Annotated in this window: 22 protein-coding genes, 1 pseudogene and 1 riboswitch; of the genes and pseudogenes, 8 read left to right on the top strand and 15 right to left on the bottom strand. The window is 40.4% G+C overall.

Going from position 1 to position 22,856, the window contains the following annotated elements; translation table 11 throughout:
* Positions 1 to 48 precede the first annotated feature (48 nt).
* From M1E93_RS06195 to M1E93_RS06180, 4 genes are all read right to left on the bottom strand, one after another.
* The gene (locus M1E93_RS06195) at positions 49 to 660 is read right to left on the bottom strand and encodes a lytic polysaccharide monooxygenase (RefSeq protein WP_426207202.1); all 612 of its coding nucleotides are present in this window, start codon (positions 658 to 660) and stop codon (positions 49 to 51) included.
* A gap of 268 nt (positions 661 to 928) precedes the next feature.
* Positions 929 to 1,336 (bottom strand): DUF6691 family protein, encoded by a 408-nt coding sequence (locus tag M1E93_RS06190; RefSeq protein ID WP_004922016.1) that lies wholly within the window; start codon positions 1,334 to 1,336, stop codon positions 929 to 931.
* Between the two features lie 4 nt (positions 1,337 to 1,340).
* Entirely contained in the window at positions 1,341 to 1,778 is a 438-nt protein-coding gene (locus tag M1E93_RS06185; RefSeq protein ID WP_426207201.1) for a YeeE/YedE family protein, read from the bottom strand.
* Positions 1,779 to 1,780: 2 nt separating this feature from the next.
* Entirely contained in the window at positions 1,781 to 2,107 is a 327-nt protein-coding gene (locus M1E93_RS06180; protein ID WP_036941207.1) for an ArsR/SmtB family transcription factor, read from the bottom strand.
* Between the two features lie 106 nt (positions 2,108 to 2,213).
* Here M1E93_RS06180 and M1E93_RS06175 point away from each other — a divergent pair, with 106 nt between their 5' ends.
* A complete protein-coding gene (locus tag M1E93_RS06175) occupies positions 2,214 to 2,747 on the top strand; it encodes a SprT family zinc-dependent metalloprotease (RefSeq protein ID WP_426207200.1) in 534 nt (177 codons plus the stop codon).
* Positions 2,748 to 2,776: 29 nt separating this feature from the next.
* On the opposite strand, the gene M1E93_RS06170 is transcribed toward M1E93_RS06175, so the two are convergent.
* Positions 2,777 to 3,847 (bottom strand): magnesium transporter, encoded by a 1,071-nt coding sequence (locus M1E93_RS06170; RefSeq protein ID WP_004922030.1) that lies wholly within the window; start codon positions 3,845 to 3,847, stop codon positions 2,777 to 2,779.
* Positions 3,848 to 3,921: 74 nt separating this feature from the next.
* Positions 3,922 to 4,093: riboswitch (M-box (ykoK) riboswitch) on the bottom strand.
* A gap of 395 nt (positions 4,094 to 4,488) precedes the next feature.
* On the opposite strand from M1E93_RS06170, the gene M1E93_RS06165 reads away from it, so the two are divergent.
* Positions 4,489 to 5,436, top strand: coding sequence for an IS30 family transposase (locus M1E93_RS06165; protein WP_140035165.1), 948 nt, complete (start codon positions 4,489 to 4,491; stop codon positions 5,434 to 5,436).
* Positions 5,437 to 5,721: 285 nt separating this feature from the next.
* Here the strand turns inward: M1E93_RS06165 and M1E93_RS06160 are convergent.
* Positions 5,722 to 6,482, bottom strand: a pseudogene (locus M1E93_RS06160) (IS5 family transposase).
* 177 nt (positions 6,483 to 6,659) lie between these two features.
* On the opposite strand from M1E93_RS06160, the gene M1E93_RS06155 reads away from it, so the two are divergent.
* Positions 6,660 to 6,896, top strand: coding sequence for a HEAT repeat domain-containing protein (locus M1E93_RS06155; RefSeq protein ID WP_004922032.1), 237 nt, complete (start codon positions 6,660 to 6,662; stop codon positions 6,894 to 6,896).
* 148 nt (positions 6,897 to 7,044) lie between these two features.
* Here M1E93_RS06155 and hcr read toward each other — a convergent pair whose 3' ends face one another.
* Together hcr and hcp are read right to left on the bottom strand one after the other, a co-directional pair.
* Positions 7,045 to 8,049, bottom strand: coding sequence for an NADH oxidoreductase (gene hcr / locus M1E93_RS06150; protein ID WP_154598550.1), 1,005 nt, complete (start codon positions 8,047 to 8,049; stop codon positions 7,045 to 7,047).
* Positions 8,050 to 8,095: 46 nt separating this feature from the next.
* On the bottom strand, positions 8,096 to 9,748 hold the full coding sequence (hcp, locus tag M1E93_RS06145) for a hydroxylamine reductase (RefSeq protein ID WP_014656429.1): 1,653 nt from the start codon (positions 9,746 to 9,748) through the stop codon (positions 8,096 to 8,098).
* A gap of 318 nt (positions 9,749 to 10,066) precedes the next feature.
* On the opposite strand from hcp, the gene M1E93_RS06140 reads away from it, so the two are divergent.
* Complete coding sequence (locus M1E93_RS06140) at positions 10,067 to 11,164, top strand: porin (RefSeq protein WP_060560860.1); 1,098 nt, start codon at positions 10,067 to 10,069, stop codon at positions 11,162 to 11,164.
* Positions 11,165 to 11,568: 404 nt separating this feature from the next.
* Complete coding sequence (gene clcA / locus M1E93_RS06135) at positions 11,569 to 12,969, top strand: H(+)/Cl(-) exchange transporter ClcA (protein WP_426207199.1); 1,401 nt, start codon at positions 11,569 to 11,571, stop codon at positions 12,967 to 12,969.
* A gap of 59 nt (positions 12,970 to 13,028) precedes the next feature.
* On the opposite strand, the gene tehB is transcribed toward clcA, so the two are convergent.
* From tehB to M1E93_RS06110, 5 genes are all read right to left on the bottom strand, one after another.
* Complete coding sequence (tehB, locus tag M1E93_RS06130) at positions 13,029 to 13,916, bottom strand: SAM-dependent methyltransferase TehB (protein ID WP_014656432.1); 888 nt, start codon at positions 13,914 to 13,916, stop codon at positions 13,029 to 13,031.
* 113 nt (positions 13,917 to 14,029) lie between these two features.
* Positions 14,030 to 15,109: a linear amide C-N hydrolase gene (locus M1E93_RS06125; protein WP_004922053.1), complete on the bottom strand. Its 1,080-nt coding sequence runs from the start codon at positions 15,107 to 15,109 to the stop codon at positions 14,030 to 14,032.
* Between the two features lie 349 nt (positions 15,110 to 15,458).
* The gene (locus M1E93_RS06120) at positions 15,459 to 16,268 is read right to left on the bottom strand and encodes a hypothetical protein (protein ID WP_004922055.1); all 810 of its coding nucleotides are present in this window, start codon (positions 16,266 to 16,268) and stop codon (positions 15,459 to 15,461) included.
* A 208-nt stretch (positions 16,269 to 16,476) separates the two neighbouring features.
* Positions 16,477 to 17,055: a YceI family protein gene (locus tag M1E93_RS06115; RefSeq protein WP_426207198.1), complete on the bottom strand. Its 579-nt coding sequence runs from the start codon at positions 17,053 to 17,055 to the stop codon at positions 16,477 to 16,479.
* A gap of 14 nt (positions 17,056 to 17,069) precedes the next feature.
* Entirely contained in the window at positions 17,070 to 17,627 is a 558-nt protein-coding gene (locus M1E93_RS06110; protein WP_004922061.1) for a cytochrome b, read from the bottom strand.
* Between the two features lie 406 nt (positions 17,628 to 18,033).
* Between M1E93_RS06110 and M1E93_RS06105 the strand changes: the two genes are divergently transcribed.
* The gene (locus M1E93_RS06105) at positions 18,034 to 18,672 is read left to right on the top strand and encodes a glutathione S-transferase family protein (protein WP_014656435.1); all 639 of its coding nucleotides are present in this window, start codon (positions 18,034 to 18,036) and stop codon (positions 18,670 to 18,672) included.
* A 127-nt stretch (positions 18,673 to 18,799) separates the two neighbouring features.
* On the opposite strand, the gene M1E93_RS06100 is transcribed toward M1E93_RS06105, so the two are convergent.
* Positions 18,800 to 19,417: a malonate decarboxylase holo-ACP synthase gene (locus M1E93_RS06100; RefSeq protein WP_004922067.1), complete on the bottom strand. Its 618-nt coding sequence runs from the start codon at positions 19,415 to 19,417 to the stop codon at positions 18,800 to 18,802.
* Positions 19,418 to 19,624: 207 nt separating this feature from the next.
* Between M1E93_RS06100 and M1E93_RS06095 the strand changes: the two genes are divergently transcribed.
* Together M1E93_RS06095 and M1E93_RS06090 are read left to right on the top strand one after the other, a co-directional pair.
* Positions 19,625 to 20,593, top strand: coding sequence for an FUSC family protein (locus M1E93_RS06095; protein ID WP_004922072.1), 969 nt, complete (start codon positions 19,625 to 19,627; stop codon positions 20,591 to 20,593).
* A 214-nt stretch (positions 20,594 to 20,807) separates the two neighbouring features.
* Positions 20,808 to 21,449, top strand: coding sequence for an NAD(P)-dependent oxidoreductase (locus tag M1E93_RS06090; RefSeq protein WP_014656436.1), 642 nt, complete (start codon positions 20,808 to 20,810; stop codon positions 21,447 to 21,449).
* A 55-nt stretch (positions 21,450 to 21,504) separates the two neighbouring features.
* Here M1E93_RS06090 and M1E93_RS06085 read toward each other — a convergent pair whose 3' ends face one another.
* Positions 21,505 to 22,617 carry a class II histone deacetylase gene (locus M1E93_RS06085; RefSeq protein ID WP_014656437.1) on the bottom strand — a complete coding sequence of 371 codons (1,113 nt, stop codon included), beginning with the start codon at positions 22,615 to 22,617 and terminating at the stop codon, positions 21,505 to 21,507.
* Between the last annotated feature and the right edge of the window lie 239 nt (positions 22,618 to 22,856).

The following is a 22,856-nucleotide window of genomic DNA, read 5'->3' as shown; positions in this document are numbered from 1 at the left end:
TAAGGAATACGGGATATTTTATTGAGTTCAACAATTAATCGTTCGATATTAATCGCTGATATTGACATCACTAACTTGGTAGAATGCATTTGACGTATCATAAACATCCCACACCGCAAGGATGACATGATAGCCAGAGCGATCTTTCGGCACATCACACTCGATTTCTGTGACGACTGGTGGTCTAACGCCATTTTCATATTTGACACAGAAAGGCGTTAAATCAAAAGAATCGCGTGTGAGTGGCTGTGATGGGTCCCAATCAGGCTTAGTGATAAAATACCGCCAGCTATCGGTAGAATGCACAACGGTTAAATACCAAGCAAAGGTATTTTTCCCCGTTTTAAGCTCACTTTTTACCCACCGGGTCGGCGACTGTTCATCCATTTCAGAGTGAGCTGCTATCGCAGCACTGGCAATGACTCCATCAGCCGGACCAGCCTCAGGGGATCCTTTTGGTGCTTCAAAACTATGTGGGTCATAAGGTACTTGATTGCCACAGCCCGTATTTTTTAATTCAGTGGTATTACGCACCGAACATAAATAAGCACGACTTGGTGGCTCTGTTGTATAACCATGTGCTAGGGCAAACTGAGAAACGCCTAGTAATAGCGATCCTAAACAGCTTAAGGATATAAGATGCTTAAATTGATTTTTCATAATGCACCTCTTTATTCACTTTATAATAAATGTTTTTTAAACAGTGCGATTAATAGCCATCACACGGTTCATTTATATTATTATCAGTTTAAAAGCGTTTTTTATGAATAAATCAACGAGCTAAATTAAATATTTATCATGATAAGTATTTTTTTAAATATGAATAGATATATTTTTATATGAAAATAGAAAAGCAGAAATGTTATTTAATAGATATCACTAATCTTTAATAAAAAATTCAGCCCCTTTAAATTTGGGGCTGACGCTATTATTTTTTGAATAATTGAAAAACAGACATGCCCGCAATCATGGCTAATGTAAAAATGATCCCTTGTGTTAACCCCATCCCCGTTAATAGCAATGCAGGCCCAGGACAAATACCGGCTAATCCCCAGCCAAGTCCAAATAACACACTCCCTATCACTAGAGGCTTATCAATTTTTTGATTGGTCGGGATCTGCATAGGGCATTTTAATACACTAGCTTGACGTTTTTTGGCGAAGGCAAATGCAATTGCACTGATCACCATCGCCACTGCCATAGTGACTAATAAAGAAGGATCCCAATTACCCGTAATATTTAAGAAGCTAAGAATTTTAGCCGGATTTCCCATCCCCGCTAATAATAGCCCCAAGCCAAATAATAAACCTGAGATTAATGCGATAATAACTGGCATAACTTTATCCTCTTAATCCCAATAAATTTATAACCGCTACCGTCGCAAATGCCACTAACATAAAAGTGATAACCGCAACTATCGAACGCCGAGAAAACCTCGCCATACCACAAATTCCGTGACCACTTGTACAGCCACTCCCTAATCGCGTACCAAAGCCGACGAATAAACCGGCGAGGATAAGGATAGGGGTGCTCGTCGTGATCGACACTTCCGGTGAAAAGAAAAAGAGCGTAAATAAAGCAGGAGCCGCCATAATCCCGAGCACAAATGCCACCTTCCAAGCGGTATCCCCTGCAATCGGTTTTAAAACGCCACTTAAAATACCGCTGATACCAGCAATTCTGCCATTAAAAAGAAGTAATAGGGAAACTGCCACGCCAATTAATAAGCCCCCCATCACAGCTGACCAAGGGGTAAAATTAGCCCAATCAATAGACATCATTATTTCTCCTGAACCGGACAATAAAGTTGGTAAAGTGTATTCAGTAACGTGAAGAGCTTTTCATCGGCAATCGCATAATAAATTCGTTTACCTTCACGACGTGTCATCACGAGCCCTTCATGACGCAATACCGTTAGTTGTTGAGAAAGGGTTGGTTGCTGTATGCCCAGCGACGTTTCAAGATCGCTCACACACGCCTCACCTTGCGTTAACTGGCATAACAGAAGTAATCGATCCGGATTACCTAATGTTTTCAGCAATGATGACGTTTGTGTTGCAGCCTGCTTCATCGCCAAAAGCAATTGGTTTGTAGAGTCCTCGCTCATAAATCCTCCCAATAAACACATTATCATAAAATATAATATATATTTTTATATAATGATAGCCAATAATGCTTGTTTCCTCATATCGGCTTATATTATGCTTAGTTATATGAAAACCGTTCGAATCCCCATTTATCTTCAACAAAAATCCATGCGCATGCTGAGGGCAAAGCTGAATTTAGCCCAACAAAAGCTGGAACAAATCTTTCCAGAACCAACACTTAACTATAAGCAGCGAGGAACAACAGCAGGGAGTGCCTACTTAAAAGAGTGGGAAATTCGTTTAAATGCTGTCTTACTGATTGAAAATGGTGATAGCTTCATTAATGAGGTGATCCCTCATGAGTTGGCTCATCTATTAGTGTATCAAGTCTTTGGCCGTAAAGGTATTGCTCCCCATGGCAAAGAGTGGAAGTGGATGATGGAACACGTTTTAGACGTTCCCGCAAAACGTACACATCGCTTTGAGGTCACGTCCGTCAAAAGTCGCACTTTTACCTACCATTGTGCGTGTTCCACAACGCACGAATTAACCATTAGAAGGCATAATAAAATTGTCAGAGGGGAGAATCAGTATTTGTGCCGAAAATGTGGGGAGGTTTTAAAACAGAATGAGTGGGTGAATGCGGCAGATGTTGAATAACACTGCCGCATCAAGTCGATGGTGTGTCTTTAGGCGAACTCCGTCATTACCAATTTGGCAATTTCGAAGTAAATAATTAGACCCGTTCCATCAATGAAGGTTGCAATAAACGGCGCAGATACTACTGCGGGGTCAACTTTTAATTTCTTCAATACCATTGGGATAATCGAAGAAACAATTGCACTCCACATGGTGATAGCAACAATAGTTAGACTTACTACAATCGTCACTTCAGCACCCACACCCAGTATCCATGCCCTAATCAAAGCAGCTGCACCAATAGTCACGGCCACTAAGAAAGAGGTTGATACTTCTTTTTTCAATACCGCGCCCAAATTACGTAGGCTCACTTCCCCTAGCGCCATCGCCCTGACAAGGGTTGAAGTGATTTGTGTTCCACTGTTCCCGCCCGTTCCAATTAATAATGGAATAAAGAAGGCCAGAGAAATCGCAGCTTCTAATTGCTCTTCAAAGGCTTTTAATACTGTACCGGTATAAGCTTCCGCAACAAATAGCATTAATAGCCATACGACACGTTTACGCCATAACGTAATAGGGCTGGTTGCTAAATAAGGCTCTTCAAGTGGTGTAGTCGCCCCTTGAAGTTGTGCGTCTAACGTATTCTCATCTTCAATTAATTCAGCAATATCTTGAGGACGTAATACCCCCATCAATTTGCCAAATTGAACAACGGGTATCATATCCAAACCACTATGGTTGATCAGATCATAAACATCATGACGTGATTGATCAGGCGCCACTGAAAAGTAGTTGTGTCTCATAATATCGGATACAAGCAACCCTTCATCCGCCGCTAATAGCGATTTGACTGAAAGAATACCATTTAAATAATTTTCCTGATCAACAACAAATAAATACGTTGGGATCTGCTCACCGTCTAAGTGTTCGATCAAATTCTTTTTCACGCAAGCAACAGAATCCGCAATAGAAACAGGCAAATAAGATTGGCTCATATATGCGCTGACAGTTGCGTCATCAATTTTTGGTTGCTGAGTGTTGTTGTTATTCAGGCGTGCGCCTTTCATTGCGGACTGAGCAATTGCTACAGATCCCGCTTTGTTCTGGGTAGTGAAAGTCATTTTTTTAGTCCCTAGTTACTGTTGTTTACTCAAACAGTACTCACATAGGGGCGAAACCAGATGAGAGAATGCGGTGGCTATCTCTACGTCTCGGTTTTAGCACTATACAACGTATCCAACTTACATTGGAAGTTACATGGGGATATACCTTCGTTCGATATATCCTGTCCTGATCTTGGGCGTCTCTCGACGTCGTCAGATCAGTAACCTGTGTTTGTATAGGAGCCTCGCCTAACGAGATACTGCACTTTTGATGCGACGCGAATTATAACCATAAGATTATTAATTACCACCCCGAAAATAGCGTTAATAACACATGTTGATTATCTTGTTTAGGTTTTGTTTAAGTTGATGTATGACAACAATTCGTCGCGTTACTAAATGTAACCAAGCATGTATTAATATTTTATTCACTGTTCAAAACACGCTGCTTTTGACTTATTTTTTACACGTGAATAAAAAACGTAGTTACCCGATTAATAAATTTATAACGCAATGACAAAAAAGGAAAATTACTTGATTTTATCTAATTTATTTCGCGAATTCAGATAATAAGTGCAACGCTCGGTCATGTTAGATGGAAGGACGGTTAGCTACTGATAAGCTATCCTGCTCTTCCGACCAAAGATGAGCGAGTAAGTATGAAGTATCAGCAACTAACCGAAGGACAACGATACCAGATATCGATACTGCGTGAGGATAATTTATCCTGCCATGAGATAGGTATCCGTATCGGTGTAAGCAAGTCCACGGTCTCCCGTGAACTGAGGCGTAACACTTCAGATACTGGTTATAACCCACAACAGGCACACCAGAAGTGCTGTGATAGGCGGCTGTCATCTGCCAAAAGGACAATTCCTCAGCAGACCATAGATTTCGTGATATTTGCTCTGGAGTGGAAGTGGAGTCCTGAGCAAATAAGTGCAATTGGCAGCATTATTGGTCTTAGCGTCAGCCATGAATGGATTTACCAGTATATCTATGCGGATAAGCGTAGCGGTGGCGAGTTGTACAGGCATCTTAGGCAGGGCAAACGGCGATATCGTAAGGGCTACGGGCAGAAACGAGGGCGCATCCCTGATGCGGTATCCATTGAGCTACGGCCGTCAGTCGTCGATGACCGTAGCCGTCTGGGGGACTGGGAGGCCGATTTGGTGCAGGGTAAACAGGGCACTGGTGCTATCGTGACACTGGCAGAACGCAAAAGCCGTATTTACCTGACAAAAAAGGTGTTTTCAAAGGATGCGGTGGAAGTCAGTAAGGCCATTATCTCACTGCTGAGTGAGTATCAGGATGTATGTCACACAATAACGTTCGATAACGGTCTAGAGTTTAGTGAGCACAAGGCGATAGCAGAAGCACTGAACGCAGATACGTACTTTGCCCATCCGTATGCCTCGCATGAGCGTGGGCTGAACGAGAATACGAATGGGTTGTTAAGACAGTTTATCCCGAAAGGAACAGACCTGCGGACAGTGACAGAAGAAGACTTACAACGCTATCAGGGAGCGTTGAACAGCAGGCCACGCAAGTGTCTGGGGTTCAGACAACCTTCGGTGGTGTTTGCGGAGCTAAGAAAGGCGGCTTAGCGTTGCACTTCGGACTTGAATCCGCCTTTTATCTTTCATCCTAAGATAAAAGAATAATATTGAATATATTAATTTGCATTATTATAATTTTTTGAATAATCTATACTATATAAAAAACCCGCCAAACAGGTAAATTATTTTATTTCTGTCACATCTTATTTAATTTAAATCAACCATCATAAAAAACGTCTTAATAAGAGAATGCACTTAATGCATTATTTAATTCGAAAAAAGTCTCAGCTTATTAGTATTTCAAAATAAAAATACATAATCACATATTAGAACCTATCCCAATAGGATTTTATTCCAGACAATGATGGCACAGGCAAGATGCAGCATTGCCTCATAATTCTCGACCTTCTTCTCCCAACGAGTCAGGACACGACGGTAGCGATTCATCCAACTGTGTGTTCTCTCTACAACCCAGCGGTGGGCCTTAAAATCCGTGTTTTTGATGGCTTCTGATTCATCCTTCCGTGACTGGATATGAGGTTCATAGCGACGACTTTTCAGATACGCTCCCAACCATTCCGCTTCATACCCTTTGTCCATGCACAACCGGAGCCTCTTGCCCGGTCTGCCCGTCTGGAGGGCATCGAGCGTATCCGCAACCAGCTTTATGTCGTGCGTATTTGCTCCAGCGACAACCAGTGCAAGCGGAAGCCCGTTCCCGTCAGTCATCAGACTGCGCTTTACGCCCCGTTTCCCTCGGTCTGTTGGGTTCTTGCCTGTTTTTTTGAGCCTGCCAGCGGTGATTTGGTCATACAACCATCCATCGACAGCCACGACCAGTCAATAGCGTCCAACTGTTCGCAAGCAAGCAACCCGTTTTGCCAGAAGCGTTCAAATACGCCAGCATCCCGCCACTCCTGAAATCGGCGATGAGCAGAGCTTGACGAGCATATACCGGTGGCATTTAGCGCATTCCACTGGCAACCCGTCCTGAGTACGAAGAAAATGGCGTTCATTGCAGCGCGATTATCAACCCGCTTGCGGTGCGTACCCAGCGGGTGTTGAGTTCTATGCTCCGGGATGAGAGGAGCCATTTTCTCCCAGAGTTCATCACTGATTTGCCACTTATTACCTACCATACGTTGCCCTCATAAATTATCATTATGTATTATCTGACAATTCCTTTTGGGATAGGTTCTTAATTTAGTGGTTAATATATTTATTTTTATTTTAAAATACTGCAAGGTTAATTAAAGAGTGAAGTTTTAATTATGGACAGAACCATTGTCGGTATGCTGACAAATCTAACATTTCGAGTGAATGATGAGATAAAAATCGCCGCTATATCAGCGTTAGGAGATTATAAAGCAACTATTGAACACCAAGAAGCTATTGTTCGTATTATCAATCTTTGCCAAGATCCAAATAAAGAGATTGCAGTATCAGCTATCAACACATTAAGTAAATTATCCGTTTATTTTATACCTGAAGGATATACACTTAAATAAACTCGTTTAATGTGTTATATCGATATTCAGTTACCTTTTATTATATAATAACTTACAACCAATTACGTATTTTTGTTTAATAAATAATACATAGGTCACTGTCTCATTACTTAGCCACTATAATGAGACAGTTCATTGATGAGGTCACTTACGCTATTTCTGTATCACCTTGTAATTGGCAGCTACAAGCCAAGACATAACCGGCCGCAATCTCTTCTTCTGTCAATGTCATGGTACTGCTCGTCGTATAATTGCCTGAGAGTACTTTTGTTTTACAGCTACCACAAACACCAGCACGGCAAGCCGCAATGACTGGCTGTTTATTTTGTTCTAAAGCCGACAGCAACGACGTTCCGACAGGAACTTTAAAATCGACCAAACGGTGGCGTATTTTTAATGTCACTACGTCTTCACTTTCAACCGGCTCCGGCTCTAGCGAAAAACGTTCCATAAAGAAATGATCAGCAGGTACACCTAGGCTTTTAGCGAATTGCTGAGCATTCTTCATATAAGGTGTAGGCCCACAAGTCATGACCACTCTAGCGCTAATATCCGGCACCAAGGCAGAAAGTTTCTCAAGGGTTAATCGCCCTTCTGCGACGCCACCATTATCTGGCGTTTCCGCCATAATGCACAGTTGTAATCGAGATGGATATCGCTCAATCAACTGATCCCATTCATCCGCAAAAATGACTTGTTGGCTATCACGCACGTTAAACAAAACTTTGACATCCGCCTGAGGCCGATTAGCCATCAACCAACGCACCATCGACATAATTGGCGTCACACCACAGCCAGCGGCTAACATCAGATATTGGTTACTATTGAGCTCTGCACAGGTAAACTCCCCCTGAGCGTCAGAAAGCCAGAGATAATCACCGGGTTTTACTGCCCCCGTTAACCAGCATGATCCTGTGCCTTGTTCTAAGCGTCTTACCGTAATCGTGATAAAACGGCTTTGCCCAGGTGTCGATGAAATCGTATAAGCTCTCATGATTTCATCGCTGTTTTTAATACTAACAAGTGCATATTGACCGGGTGAATATGTATAAAAGTCGTGATTGATTAAATTAATCGTCCATACATCGGAGGTTTCTTGATGAATAGAATGTATTTGCATTCTATTTGGACATAAACTACTCGGCATTGTCATCCTATCACTCCAATTGGGGGGAAATATCCCCCCTTCACTCTTAATATTAAGCAGGCAGAATTTCAGCTAGATCTTGTTCAACTGTTGTAATGCTACGCATACCAAATTTTTCGTTCAGTACATTTAATAAGTTTTCAGTTAAGAAACCAGGTGCTGTTGGGCCGGTATAAATATTTTTAACGCCCAGCGACAACAGCGTCAGTAAAATAACAATCGCTTTTTGTTCAAACCAAGACAGAATCAAGCTCAATGGTAAATCATTAACGCCACAACCTAATTTTTCGGCTAAGTTCACTGCAAGCATGATTGCTGAATAAGCATCATTACACTGACCCACATCTAGTAGACGAGGCAAGCCTTCCAATGTACCAAAGTCTAATTTATTGAAACGATATTTACCGCATGCCAACGTTAGAATTAAGCAGTCTTCCGGTACACTGCGAGCGAAATCCGTATAATAACTACGCTCACCACGGCTACCATCACAACCCCCTACTAAAAATACGTGACGTAATTTTTTCTGTGAAACTAAATCAATTACGGTATCAGCGGCACTCAATAATGTTTGACGACCAAAACCAACCGTAATTTTGTGTTCAATTTCTGTATATGGGAAGCCATTCATTGATAGAGCTTGATTGATCATTTCAGAAAAATCATCTCCCGTTAAATGTTTCGCTCCAGGCCAACCCACGATACTGCGAGTCCAAATACGATCTTTATACTGACCGACATCAGGGTCGATAATACAGTTTGAAGTCATCAGCACAGGACCCGGGAATTTCGCGAATTCCGTTTGCTGATTTTGCCAACCACTACCATAGTTACCAACAAGGTGTGAATATTTTTTAAGTTCAGGGTAACCGTGAGCAGGTAACATCTCACCGTGAGTATAAATATTAATCCCCGTTCCTTCCGTTTGTTCTAACAACATTTTCAAATCTTTCAGATCATGACCTGAAATAAGTATACATTTACCAGCAACAGGGCGAACATTGACCTCTGTTGGCACAGGGTGACCAAACTCCCCTGTTTCACCTGCATCTAGAATTTCCATGACTTTGAAATTCATTTGGCCAATCGCCATCGCGTTATCAAGCAGTTCATTCATATCCGCTGGTAACGTACCGAGCCACGCCATGATTTGATGATATTGACGATAAATCTCATTATCATATTGGCCCAATACATGAGCATGCTCCATATAAGCGGCAGCACCTTTTAGCCCATATAAGCAAAGCATGCGTAAGCCATGAATATCATCACCCACTTGTGCTTTATCAATATCAAGTGCGAACGCTTCGGCTTGTTTTTGCAAGGTCGCAATATCGTTGCCATTTAATTGGATATTAATCAGGGGGTGATTAAACACAATGGCACTATTTTTAGCTTGGCATTGCTTGATTAATTTATCACGCAGATAAATCGCTTCACGTGCATAGCCAATAATACGCTCTGAATCAAAGTTAACGTTTGTCAGTGTTGAGAAAAAAGCTCGAGGAGCAAAGCTATCGACATCGTGGTCAATAATTCCCAATTCACGGGCCGTAACTGCACTCGCCGACAGACTTTGTAGTACAGCCACTAATAAATCTTGCAGGTCAGACGTTTCCGCCGTTTTACCGCACATACCCTGCGCGTATGCACAGCCATTACCAGCTGGAGTTCTAATTGTTTGTTCACATTGCACACAGTACATGTTCATTGCCTCATAAGTTGCATTTTTAATACAACATTAAGATTAAACCTTTTTCGATAATAAGAAAGCGGATTTAAAGCTTATCTGATGCTTTATTGATCTATATTAATGTTTTTAGTAAATGAGAACTATTTGCATCTATCTCACTAATAAAATAAGGAAAATTAGCCTTATGACAGTATCCTTAAGATAAATAGTTTCATTTTTGCTCGAATTAGTACTTGCTAAATTTGATTTGTTAACTTGATAATACCCGCGCTTAATTTGTTAGGCACAAAAAGATTTCACTTAGTTAGTAAATGGCTTAAAGGATTTTTTATGAAGAAAAAGACTATTCTTGCAGTGACTATCTGCTCATTATTCGCGGCGGGTGTTACCAATGCTGCTGAGGTTTATAACAAAGATGGCAATAAACTGGATGTTTACGGTCAAATTGATGTTCGCCACTATTTTGCCGATGCAAAAAGCGGGGAAGATGGGGATGATTCACGAGTCCGTTTAGGGTTTAAAGGTGACACGCAAATTACAGACCAGTTAATTGGTTTTGGTCGTTTTGAGTGGGAAACGTCGACCAATAAAGCGGAAACCAGTAATGATAACCAAAATCGTTTAGCGTACGCTGGATTAAAATTTGCAGACTACGGCTCACTTGATTACGGTCGTAATTATGGTGTGATTTATGATACCAATGCTTGGACAGACGTATTGCCACTTTGGGGTGCTGATACCATGGATCAAGAAGATACCTTCATGATGGGCCGTAACCGCAATTTACTAACTTATCGTAATAACAATGGTTTTGGTTATATTGATGGTTTAAGCTTCGCTCTACAGTACCAAGGTAAAAATGGCGATCAAAATAAATCAACCGGCTCAAGCGCATTAGATAACAATGGTGATGGCTACGGTTTTTCTACCGCTTATGAATTAGGTTGGGGTCTCTCAATTGGTGGCGGTTATTCAAATTCATCGCGTACGCCAAGCCAGAATAATATTAAAACCGGAGCAACAGGAAAACGCGCCGAAGCTTGGAACGTTGGCAGTAAATTAGAACTTGATGAGTTATATTTAGCCGCGATGTATGGGCAAACACTCAACACAACCCGATTTGGCGATGATGACGCTGAGGCGATTGCCAACAAAACAGAAAATCTTGAACTAGTTGCATTGTATTCGTTCGATTTTGGCCTGACACCCTCCATTGGCTATAACCAATCTAAAGGTAAAAACCTAGGTAATTATGGCAATAAAGACTTAGTGAAGTATATTGCGGTTGGTGCATCCTACGATTTCAACAAGAATATGGCCGCTGTCATTGATTACAAAATCAATTTATTAAAAGATAACCAATTCACCGATGACTATGGTATCAATACAGACAATGTGCTTGGCTTAGGTTTAATTTACCAATTTTAAATCTATTTAAGTAATTCACCCCCATTATGGTTTTCATTGTGGGGTGAATTCCATCATACGCAATTATCCCCAAACGTCCTGTCATTCCCCGACTTAAATATTAACTTACCGATTATTTTATTAACAAATCTAATAAACTTTAGCGCATATCCCTTATTATTTACTTAAACTAGCTTACTTTATACAGATATTATAAATGATTACACATTTATGACTTATTAATTTCACTTTAATTAAATAACGTCATATTTCAATAATTAAAAAAAGTAAAGTCTTACGTTTTATTTGCTTTGTTTATTAAATAAAATACCTGACAATAAAATTGTGGTATGGTTTGACATACTGCTTGTCATACTAAAATTACAATAAGTTGCTATACATCACTAATAGAGAGTCATAAAAAGATGTCTGAACAAAGTTCAATGAGTCAATCCGCAATGAAATATCGTTTCGGAATACTCAGACGATTAAAAGAATCTAATAAGACCCCATTTGGCATATTGCTTTTATCCGCGGTCATTGGTGCATTTGTTGGCTTGGTGGGAACCTTATTTGAACTAGGCACAACATGGGTGAGCAACTATCGAAGCAGTTCTGTTAATGAACTTATTACCGACAAATGGCTACTTATTCCTGCTATGTTTGCAGTATCTGCAATATTAGCGATGATAGGCTATTATCTCGTCAAGAAAATCTCACCAGAGTCAGGGGGATCAGGGATACCTGAAATTGAAGGCGCATTACAAGACCTACGCCCTGTACGATGGTGGCGCGTTATCCCCGTTAAATTTTTTGGTGGATTAGGTGCATTAGGCTCTGGAATGGTGCTAGGCCGCGAAGGCCCAACAGTACAGCTCGGCGCCAATATCAGCCAAATGTTTTATGATATTTTTCGTATTAAAGATAATGAATCACGTCATACGTTATTAGCTGCGGGTGCAGCAGCGGGGCTATCAACGGCGTTCAATGCCCCACTGGCAGGTATCTTATTTATTATTGAAGAGATGCGTCCACAGTTTAAATATAGCTTAATATCCATAAAAGCGGTGTTTATTGGTTCAATTACCTCTACCATTGTCTACCAATTAATCAGTGGTCAAGCCGCCATCTTAAATATTGGACAATTTTCATCTGCCCCCTTAAATACATTATGGCTTTATTTAATTTTAGGAATGCTATTTGGGGTGATTGGTATTTGCTTTAACCGCTTTTTGCTTTATCTACAAACGAAATTCCTCGCATTTTATCAAAATAAAGTTTCTCGTTTTGTATTAATGGGAGGCCTAATCGGTGGATGCTGTGGTGCTATTGGTGTTTATACTCCTGAAGTTGTTGGAGGCGGTTTTTCTGTGATCCACCAAATGGTAACAGGAAGTTTTACTGTATCGGTTTTAATACTGTTTTTTGCCCTACGCTTCCTCACATCCACTATCAGCTTTAGCTCTGGTGCCCCCGGTGGTATTTTCTCTCCACTACTCGCTTTAGGTACGCTTTTCGGGGGCATTTACGGTTACTGCGTGTTAGAGCTTTTTCCGGATTACCACATTGAAGTGGGCACTTTTGCTATTGCGGGTATGGGCGCTTTATTTGCCGCGACAGTCAGAGCGCCGCTAACGGGGTTAGTGTTAGTACTCGAAATGACCAGTAACTACCAACTTATTTTACCTATGATTATTACCTGTCTAGGCGCGACCATGGTGGCACAATTTTTAGGTGGTAGACCACTTTACTCGGTTTTATTAGAAAGAACATTGCAAAGAAGTGCACAAGAAAAATCAGCAGAGCAAACCAAAGCGGCGAGCTAAGCTTAATCAACCAGCGGGATGTTTTACGCATCCCGCAATTGTCTTAACCTAATCAAACACTACCGCTTTTTGGCAATTAATGTCGCGAAATTAAGTTTTATACGGTTACCTTGCGCATCCGTTCTATGCAGATGACCAGGATTTTCATTATATTTTAAAATCTCCCAGTCTTTGTAATATTCATGCAACTCCCCTGCTTTGAGGAAGCATTTGAATGGGATCAAATCTAAAGGAGCATCTGGCGTTTCAGCAGCACATACGATCACATTAATACCACCCGGTAATGTGTGTGCTTGCATGTTAGCAATAACATCCGCAATACGTTCACGCTGCAAAAACATTAATACAACGGTAGAGATGATTAAATCATAATCGTCTTTGATTTGATGGCTATTAATATCATAAATCGCAGTTTTAATATTCTCTATACCAGCTTGTTTTTTGACAAATTCAATGGCCTGAATATGTTGTGGGTTAATATCTACCGCTGTCACGTCATAACCTTGCAATGCAAGATAGAAGCTATTGCGTCCACGTCCTGATCCTAAATCTAACGTTTTACATGGCTGAGACAGGTTATTTTCACACAAAAATCTCACTTCCGAATGTGGGATAGTTAAGCCATATTCTTTATAGAATTTGATATCGGGATGACATAAAAAGGAGAGTTGGCACTGCATATCATCGCTGCAATCCGAAATTCGATGCCAAACTTGAGGCTCAATAATCGGTGGTTGGTTATTAATATCAAATGTAAATTTTTGCTCGCTACCGTCTTCTGAAAAAATAACGAAATCGAGTGATCCTTTTAGTACTCGAAGTTGTGCATAGGTATCTTCTTTCGTGTTATGGCGCTCTTGAAACATCAGAGGAAGAGAGGCTTTATCCCACACAGGCATAGTCTTATAACAAACTAACTCGCTCATATCATCACCTTTAAGTTGCATATTAAATACATCTTATAACTTTATTAATCGACCTGCAAAGGTTTCATAAGATGATGTTTGGTAGCTTGATCAGAATCAACCTTCTGGAAAACCAGAAGGTTGGTAGCGGAAGATTAATAACCCAGTTGTTTTGCTGATAAACCTAAAAACTCAAAAGGCTCACTCTCTACATACTCATTGGTCGCATCGCCAGAAAAAATATGACTCTGCTCAGCACCGAGGGTCAGTTTTTTCACCTTGCCCGTTTCAGCAGAGAAATCAATCTTCTTAAGGTTAGTCCAAAAGATATTTGGGGTTAGAGCGGATTCGAAGAAATAGAGTTGACGTTTATGATCAACTAGAGTCCGCCAGCGAGTCGAGGAAATTTCAGGTGAGTTTTCTGTGGTTAATCCATAAGGAACAGACACATTACGAATAACGCCGAACACACTGGCAACAGCTTTATTTGGTGTTGTCTGTTGTGGGATAGCATTAATATAAAATTGTGCACGTGCAAACCGATCCGCTGAGCGGTTTGTGCCCGGCAACATAACCGTACCACCTATTCCTTGCCAATATTCTTGCATAGCTAATTGCTTTTCATAAATAGGTGAATTTGTCATGACTTGATATTGGCGACTGTGGTGGATAACTTGCTTACCATTAATGTATTCAACAATCGCACTATCACCACTCGCATCTGACAATGATAAATGCAAAGTGGCTAAACGGTCTTGCCCGGGTACGTTATCGGTCATAACCAATAACGGTGTTTTCTCTAATGCTTCTACCGCTTCAGCCACCGTCGCAAAGTTATCAAGCATATATTGGGCCCATAATGAAATAGAGAGCGCTGGCTGCTTATCATTCGCTGGCGGGTATTGTGATTCTGCAAGCCATAATAAATTAGCCACTAAACCTTTTTCATTCACCCCATCGGTCGTTGAAATATCATAGCCTGATGCAATCACACTACCGTATTTTGACGTCCATTTTAGGGAGTTAGGCCCAGCGATACCCTCTCTCTTCATTCCTCGCGGAAATATCCATAAATTAGTCCCAATATCATATTTCCAGTCCATCGTCCTCGCGGTCATGGTTTGCTGATCTTCACCTAAATACACGACGCGCGTACATGCTTGAGTGACAACTGAGGGAACATAAACTGCGGCCGCGGTGAGTAGTGCAACCATGCTTTTCTTAACAAACGACATCTGACCTCCTAGAAACAAAGAGTTACCGCCAATAGACTTTACACATCGTCAAACAGTGATGGACTGAATAAATAAAATGTATCAACTTGGCTCAATTAACATGTTCATATTCATCATAAAATTGAAAATATAATTTGATGATAAAAGTATAGAAGAATTATGAGCTATGCGCAGGACGAATCAACCTTTTGAAACATTCAATAACAATTAAAGGCTATTTAGCTTCAAAAAATACATTCATTAATGTGAGGATATATTCGACTTTGTCTATTAAACCGTCATATTTGGCAGGGAAATAACATGATGAAGCAATATCCCATCATTTTAAGATGGGATATTGCTTCACTGATTATTGATTCGTGCCAGCGAATAGAGAGCGTAAAAAGGCCGCTTTTTTCTGGCTATCTGGCATCGCCAAAATGTGATCGTAAAAACTCATTGTAATACGGCAAGTGACGGCCGGTTGCTGCTTAGCTTTTTCTAAATCCCCTAGTAATGAGGTTTTCTTACCATATTTTGCAGTTAATTTAGCCTGAATATTCGTCAGAATTGTGTTTTTTTCTTCATTCGACAATGTCGGCTGTTTAACGCCAGCTTCACTGGAAATCAGTAATTCATTGGTTGCCTCTAATTGTTTAAGGAGGACCGAATGACTTTTTTGTGGTGGCATAATCGCCGCTGAATCACGCAAATATGGGAACAGTGAATAGAAACAGGTTTTTCCTGACGGGTCTGCTTCCAACAGCACATTTAAATAATCGTTCACTTTGCTGGTAAAATTAATGATGGATTCATCCGAAGCATAAGGGATACGTTCAGTCACGAGCTTCATGACACTACCCACTATCTGATCAAACATATGTCGGCTCAGTAGTTCATTAGAAGGATCGTAATCACGAACAATATTTTCTATGGCTTGATAAACATCAGGATTGATTTTTTTTATCGTTTTAATAACCGGCATATCTTTTTCGATATCAGATAATGCCTCTATCTGAGCAACGCTTAATGGTGCCTCTAAAGAGCTTGATTGAACTTCAGCCTCTGCTTGTGTTGATAATGTATTGTTATCTTTGCCCAACCAATAAAAACCGAGTGCAAACGCGATAAAAATAACAACAACAATCAGTGCTGTTTTACGTGAATTATTTGTCTCCAAGAGCCTATACCTTTATAACAATGCCTGACTAATAAATCGCCTCAACTGACTTATCCTAAATAAGCACTTACGATCAAGCCATTTGATTTTTAATGTATTCTACCCTGTTACAAAGTCATTAAGCTATAGGAAAAAAGGAAATTAAAAATCCAAATATATTGCCCCCAATGCGCGGGTCGCATTGAGGGCATTTTAGGCTAAAGAATCATTACTTCTCTTGCACGCCTTCAACTGAAATTAACAACTCAACTTCTTGAGATTTAGGACCTAAGTCTGATTTGATGTTAAAATCTTTCAGTTTAATATTCCCTTGCGCTTCAAAACCAGCACGGTATCCACCCCAAGGGTCTTTACCTTCACCCATCAATTTAGCATCTAAAGTGATAGGTTTAGTGACACCATTGAGTGTGAAATCACCTGTAATTTTGTAATTTTCACCCTCTTTTTTCACGTCAGTAGAGACAAATTTCGCTTCTGGGTAATTCGCCGCATTCAAGAAATCGCCACTACGTAAGTGCTTATCACGTTCAGCATGGTTAGTATCGATGCTACCCGTTTTAATTGTCACCTCGACTTTGTCTTTTGCAGGATCTTTTGCATCGTAGGTAAAGCTACCATCAAAGTCTTTAAAGCTGCCATAAACCCAGCTATAACCCAAATGTTGGATACGGAATTCGATAAATGCGTGTTGACCTTGCTTATCAAATTTATAGGTTTCAGCTAATGCAGAACCTGCTGTTAAAAATAATGCTCCAGTTGCCAGACCAAGAACCGTTTTCTTAAACATATCTTTCTCCACGTTTATTTATCGGGATTAAAACCCAACATTCTTTTTAAAGTAATATCACCATCAAAGAAGTGATGTTTAAATGCTGCAAAGGCATGTAAAAGTGATAGCAAAACAACTGCCCAAGCAAGATAAAGATGAATATCCCCTGCTGTATCTGCTTGTGTTGCTGCACCAGTAAATAAAGCGGGTACTTCAAACCAACCAAAAACACTAATGGGTTGGCCATCAGCAGTTGAGATTAAATAACCACTGATCAAAATACTAAATAAAATCACATAAATTAATATTTGTGCGATCGCTGAACTTATTTTGGTTAAACGACTATAACTCTCAAGCGGTTTAGGTGATGGAGAAATAAACCGCCAAATCACACGAAATGCCATAACAATAAATAATAAAATACCTATACTTTTATGAATTTCGGGTGCTTGATGATACCAACTATCATAGTAACCAAGGGTCACCATCCATAAACCCAGTGCGAACATTCCATATACAACAATCGCAACTAACCAATGTATGAGCAGTGATATATGCCCATAACGAGTGGCACTATTTTTCCATTGCATGATAAATAGCCTTATAAATTAAAAGGTAATCATTTGTTTTAATAACCTGCCGTAATCATAAGGGGATTTTTAAATTATTCCTATCCCTAACTTAAACAAATATTTTGTTGAACATATTCAAATACTATCAACATTATCGTTTTTTCAATAAATTTCAATTTGTCTAGTGCCAATCATTTAATGTAAATAAAATTATCTTCAGTTTATGTAAATAAAAGAAACCATTTATTTTTATTACTCTTATTGCAACTATAATTTTCGTTATAACTTATATAAAAAAAATATAACCTAATTTTGTATTCTGTCTAATAAATCGTTGTCATTGTCCATAAAACACTTAAATTAAATGGGCTTGTTAGCCACTATCTTCCCTCTCATTATTCTACCGATATAGGGTGGTCATACTATGTACAAACTTTGGATTGCTAATAAAAATTACTCTTCGTGGTCACTACGCCCTTGGGTTTTGCTCAAAACGCTCGGTATCCCTTTCGATGAAAACCTCTGTTATTTTGAAACTGGTAGAGGGAAAAGTAGCCACGATAAGTTTAAAAATTTCTCGCCCACTGGCCTTGTTCCTTGCTTAGTCGATGGGAAGCAAACGATCTGGGATTCGCTGGCGATTTGTGAGTATCTCTATGAAGCGTTCCCTCAAGTATGGCCTGCTGATAAACAAGCACGTGCATGGGCTCGCTGCGCTAGTGCAGAAATGCACTCTGGATTCACGGCGCTTCGCCAAACATGCCCGATGAATCTGACTCACCAAGCTCCATTAGAAAAACTTTCTCGAGAATTACAAGCCGACCTTAATCGGCTTCAACAGTTATGGCAAGAAGGCTTTACGACCTTTGGTGGGCCATGGCTAGCAGGGAATCAATTTACGGCGGTGGATGCTTTTTACGCCCCTGTCGCCTTTAGGATCCGTAGTTATCAACTGCCTATGAGTAATGCCGCTCAACAATGGGTTGACCGCATGCTAGCGTTACCGGCAATGCAGGAATGGTATCGAGCAGGGCTTGAAGAGCCAAGCGTTGAACATATCTAATACGATTGGGCTGTTTGCAGCCCAACTTAACCGATTGTTTATAAAAAAATCATCTGTACGAGCATCAAAACTAATTTTTGTTCAATATGGCTAAATCGCCCGCAAATATCGGTTGTAACACCATCAATTACAGGTTTTCATCCCATGGATCTGCTGTCATGACATCGCCATTCGGCGTATGAAGCGTGACTTTTTCGTTTTTAAACCATTCTGCCAAAGAGAAACCACCTTTTGGTGTCTCAACATGTATATCAATGCGGCATAAAGGCGTATTCGCTTTAATGGCAAACTCCGCAAAGTCTTCTTTTTTGTGGCGTGTAGGGCAACGGATCAAAACATCCAAATCACAATCTGCGAGCATACTTTGAATATCGGTCACTAATGTATAGGCACAGCTCCCTGTCACCGCCCATTTCCATGGCCAATTATGCTGTGAAAGTAATAATAATACTTGTACTGGCGGTAATGCGATAAACATAGAGCGCTGTAATTCTCGTGAGTTAGAAACGAGAGACTCTACATTCATAATATGAGTAATTGCTGACTTATCTATTTGAGTAATAACACGCTGTCCCGGTTTGATCCCTCGAATACCCACTGAAAGTTTATTTTCATCCGTTGCTTCTCGGCGCACGACCAATGGCAATTGCTTATTCCATTGAGAAATAACCCATTCCGGCAGTGATTCCACGGGTAAATCATCAAGGCTGCTAATCCAGACAAAATCATGGGGATTCACTTGCATTACAGATTCCTTATTTTAATTCTAATGACATGCTCTTAGATTATTATGCAATTTTTAGATGGCAAAAAATACCGTTAGATGGAATTTGGCATTTTGTGTCTATTTTCATTCTAATTGATTGAGTACAGACCTTTGGCCGATATTTATGATAGTATAAATTTACTTTAATAAATAATAACTTACACCGCAATTTGTGAGCATCTTTTTATGAGGAAAATACCAGCGATTAATGACGGTCTTATGTTTAGTGGCTGTATGCTATTAAGTGCAGCAGTTGCTTTCGCCATTATGGATGTGCAAGCTTCTATGTGGGCCGCTTTCTCAACACTATATGCCTTTAACCTTTTTAACGCCGCTAAAGAGTATAAAAACTATTTCTATACGGCTTTTTGGTTAGCCATGATCATGCTCGCCATTTTTATTGGGGATACCTTACGGTTAGGCACCAGCTTTTATGTTTACCTAGCTATTTTCTCTTTTATTTATTATCAACTCTATGGAACCGATCCCGTTATGGATTTGACGATGAAATTTATGATTATCATGTCAACCATTGGAACGGTTCTACCGGATATATCAAAGAGCCTTGCACTGGGTTTTTTAATTGGGAGCAGCGTCACCCTAATGACCTGTTACCTGCTAAGTAAGAAGATGCATCGCCATATTATCCTTACTGGTAGCCTCGTCGAACAAAATTTGTTTACGCTACGCAAATACATTATTCCTCGGTCGATGACTTATGCTATTGGTTTATCACTTTCGTTAGCGATCCCTCGGATGTTGGAGCTCGGCCATTTTTATTGGACGCTACTGACATTTGTGTTTGTTCTACATCCAAAATCACAAAGTATTATTCATATAACGCTACAACGTGTTGCGGGTAGTTTGCTCTCGGTTATTTTACTTTATTTTTTATTCAATACCCCTTTGATGCCTTATATTGGTCTTACCGCTATTGTGGTTTTTGCCTTTTTAATGCCGATGAGTTTCCATCATGGTTATACTTTTATGACCTTTATCGTGACAAGTTTGATCCTTTCCGTGCTTGAACAGGTCATCTATTGGCGACACCCTGCCTATGTACTGCTATTTGATAGGGTATTGGAAACGGCATTAGGTGGCGTTATTGCCATTATCACAAGTATCATCTTAAAACTGTTTAGGGATGCCAAATAACAACCTGTCTAGCTAAGATGCCCTGAATGTTCAGGGCGTTTCCATTATTTCCCCCCGAAAACTGCGCGTAATGTTCAGTAAATGGTTAAGGGAATACCACTATACTTCTCCACATTGAGATATACTCAAATAGAGCGATGTAGGAAATCTGATCCAATTGCAGCTATAAAATTTAACTATAGCTTAATGTTATTAATAACTTGCGGGGAAAATGATGAAAATATCGATTATTGGAGCGACGGGTTTCGTCGGCAAGGTTCTCGTGAATGAAGCCTTATTTCGCCAACATCAAGTGACAGCCATTTCTCGCCATAGTAACCAACTACAGCAACATGCTCATTTAGTCACCGCTTCAGGGGATGTTACTGATATTGCTTGGCTAACAGCACGCCTTAAAGGGCAGGATATTGTAATCAGTGCTTTTAATGGCGGCTGGCAAAACCCAAACCTATATCAAGATACAGTGACAGGCAATCAGGCTATTTTACAGGCCGTCAAACAGTCTGGCGTTAAACGCTTTATTGTCGTAGGGGGTGCTGGAAGTCTTGAAATCGCTCCTGGAGTAGAATTAATCGATTCCCCTGACTTCCCTGCTGAAATCAAACCGGGAGCGCAAGCGGTCAGAGAGTTCAAACAACAACTGCAAAACACCCCCGAGCTAGATTGGACATTTGTCTCTCCTGCCGCGGTGTTAGAATCAGGTGAGCGCACACAAACATTTCGGCTTGCAGGCAACCAATTATTGATGAACGGTAACGTTCCTGCCAAAATTTCAGTTGAAGATCTTGCGGTTGCCATTCTTGATGAAGCAGAAAAGCCGCAATTTATTCGCAAACAATTTACAGCTGCTTATTAAAAAGCAGGGTTTGCTCCTGACTCACATCACGAGGAGCAAACCTAAACTTATTTGGTTATAAGCCAAATTTCTTTTTCAGCTTATCCAGTAACTGTTGCTGAAAATGTTCAAACTCCGCTCTTGGTTGCTGTAACCTAATAAAATCCAATAAGGGGTCAGCCACTTCGGTACGTACACCGCTCATCTCTTCTATAACAGCAAGTCCACAGAAAGGCACATACGCCTCTGAATATCCACCTTCATGAACGATAACTAACTTACCGTCACACAAGCTATCCGCGGCATTCATCACAAGACGAGTCATGTCACGAAAACTCTCACTATGCAGTTGCATTCTGGCTAATGGGTCCATAGCATTCGCATCATAACCACTCGCCACAATAATCAATTCAGGCTTAAAACGTGCCAATGCAGGGATCACTATCTGCTCCATCGCATAGATGTAACTGTTGTGCCCTGCTCCCGCGAGTAGCGGAATATTTATGTTATACCCTGTACCATCTCCACCACCAATATCATCTTCCCCACTGTACCCAGGAGGAAAACAACCATCTTGGTGTATTGAAATGGTTAAAACATCTGAGCGATCCCAAAAAATATGTTGAGTTCCATTGCCATGGTGAACATCCCAATCAATGACAGCGATACGCTCAATATTAAATAGTGTCTTAGCGCGTTCGATCGCTAATGGGATATTCGCAAGGAAACAAAATCCCATCGATTCATCCGGTAAACAGTGGTGACCCGGTGGACGTGAAAGACTATAAGCATTGTCCAGTTCGCCTTTAAGTACTGCCTCTACAGCAGCACAAGCCAATCCTACAGATAATTTAGCAATCTCATAGCTTCCAGGGCCTAATGGTGCTTCTTTTCCCAACAGCCCTCCCCCATTATCACTCACTTGTTTAAAACGGGTTAAATATTCTTGAGGATGTATTTTAAGTAATGTCTCTTCAGTTGCAGGCTCAGCGGAAGATAAAATCAGAGAGCGGCTTAAACCAGAAACATCCATTAGGCTTTTCAGCCGCCTTTTCGTTTCCGGTGATTCCGCATGTGAAGCTCCAGCGGGAGGCTGTACCCAGCCGCCAACGGGTAACGTTGTGGCATGTAAGCCAGTACTATGCCAAAAACAATGTTCATCGAAGAAAAAACCTGTTTTACGCTTCATTGACACCTCACTCATCATGTTTTTTGTTTACACAGAATTAACACAATGGAAACATACGAACAGATTAATATATTAATAATGTGACTGATATTACAATTCAATTTTTCACATTTATACTGTTTATTATTGGCAATAATGGCCTCGTAAACTTATTAATATCGTAATAAACAAAAAAGCCGGTAATAAATTACCGGCAAACAATAGATAACAGATTTTGGTTTGGTTTTGGTACGTACTCT

The sequence above is a fragment of the Providencia sp. PROV272 genome, assembly GCF_049901975.1.
Lineage (GTDB): Bacteria > Pseudomonadota > Gammaproteobacteria > Enterobacterales > Enterobacteriaceae > Providencia > Providencia stuartii.
This window is presented reverse-complemented; position numbering and strand designations above follow the sequence as displayed.

Coding starts and splice junctions, on each gene's coding strand:
- M1E93_RS06195 (WP_426207202.1), bottom strand. CDS start 660: ATGAAAAATCAATTTAAGCATCTTATATCCTTAAGCTGTTTAGGATCG.
- M1E93_RS06190 (WP_004922016.1), bottom strand. CDS start 1,336: ATGCCAGTTATTATCGCATTAATCTCAGGTTTATTATTTGGCTTGGGG.
- M1E93_RS06185 (WP_426207201.1), bottom strand. CDS start 1,778: ATGTCTATTGATTGGGCTAATTTTACCCCTTGGTCAGCTGTGATGGGG.
- M1E93_RS06180 (WP_036941207.1), bottom strand. CDS start 2,107: ATGAGCGAGGACTCTACAAACCAATTGCTTTTGGCGATGAAGCAGGCT.
- M1E93_RS06175 (WP_426207200.1), top strand. CDS start 2,214: ATGAAAACCGTTCGAATCCCCATTTATCTTCAACAAAAATCCATGCGC.
- M1E93_RS06170 (WP_004922030.1), bottom strand. CDS start 3,847: ATGACTTTCACTACCCAGAACAAAGCGGGATCTGTAGCAATTGCTCAG.
- M1E93_RS06165 (WP_140035165.1), top strand. CDS start 4,489: ATGAAGTATCAGCAACTAACCGAAGGACAACGATACCAGATATCGATA.
- M1E93_RS06155 (WP_004922032.1), top strand. CDS start 6,660: ATGGACAGAACCATTGTCGGTATGCTGACAAATCTAACATTTCGAGTG.
- hcr (WP_154598550.1), bottom strand. CDS start 8,049: ATGACAATGCCGAGTAGTTTATGTCCAAATAGAATGCAAATACATTCT.
- hcp (WP_014656429.1), bottom strand. CDS start 9,748: ATGTACTGTGTGCAATGTGAACAAACAATTAGAACTCCAGCTGGTAAT.
- M1E93_RS06140 (WP_060560860.1), top strand. CDS start 10,067: ATGAAGAAAAAGACTATTCTTGCAGTGACTATCTGCTCATTATTCGCG.
- clcA (WP_426207199.1), top strand. CDS start 11,569: ATGTCTGAACAAAGTTCAATGAGTCAATCCGCAATGAAATATCGTTTC.
- tehB (WP_014656432.1), bottom strand. CDS start 13,916: ATGCAACTTAAAGGTGATGATATGAGCGAGTTAGTTTGTTATAAGACT.
- M1E93_RS06125 (WP_004922053.1), bottom strand. CDS start 15,109: ATGTCGTTTGTTAAGAAAAGCATGGTTGCACTACTCACCGCGGCCGCA.
- M1E93_RS06115 (WP_426207198.1), bottom strand. CDS start 17,055: ATGTTTAAGAAAACGGTTCTTGGTCTGGCAACTGGAGCATTATTTTTA.
- M1E93_RS06110 (WP_004922061.1), bottom strand. CDS start 17,627: ATGCAATGGAAAAATAGTGCCACTCGTTATGGGCATATATCACTGCTC.
- M1E93_RS06105 (WP_014656435.1), top strand. CDS start 18,034: ATGTACAAACTTTGGATTGCTAATAAAAATTACTCTTCGTGGTCACTA.
- M1E93_RS06100 (WP_004922067.1), bottom strand. CDS start 19,417: ATGCAAGTGAATCCCCATGATTTTGTCTGGATTAGCAGCCTTGATGAT.
- M1E93_RS06095 (WP_004922072.1), top strand. CDS start 19,625: ATGAGGAAAATACCAGCGATTAATGACGGTCTTATGTTTAGTGGCTGT.
- M1E93_RS06090 (WP_014656436.1), top strand. CDS start 20,808: ATGAAAATATCGATTATTGGAGCGACGGGTTTCGTCGGCAAGGTTCTC.
- M1E93_RS06085 (WP_014656437.1), bottom strand. CDS start 22,617: ATGAAGCGTAAAACAGGTTTTTTCTTCGATGAACATTGTTTTTGGCAT.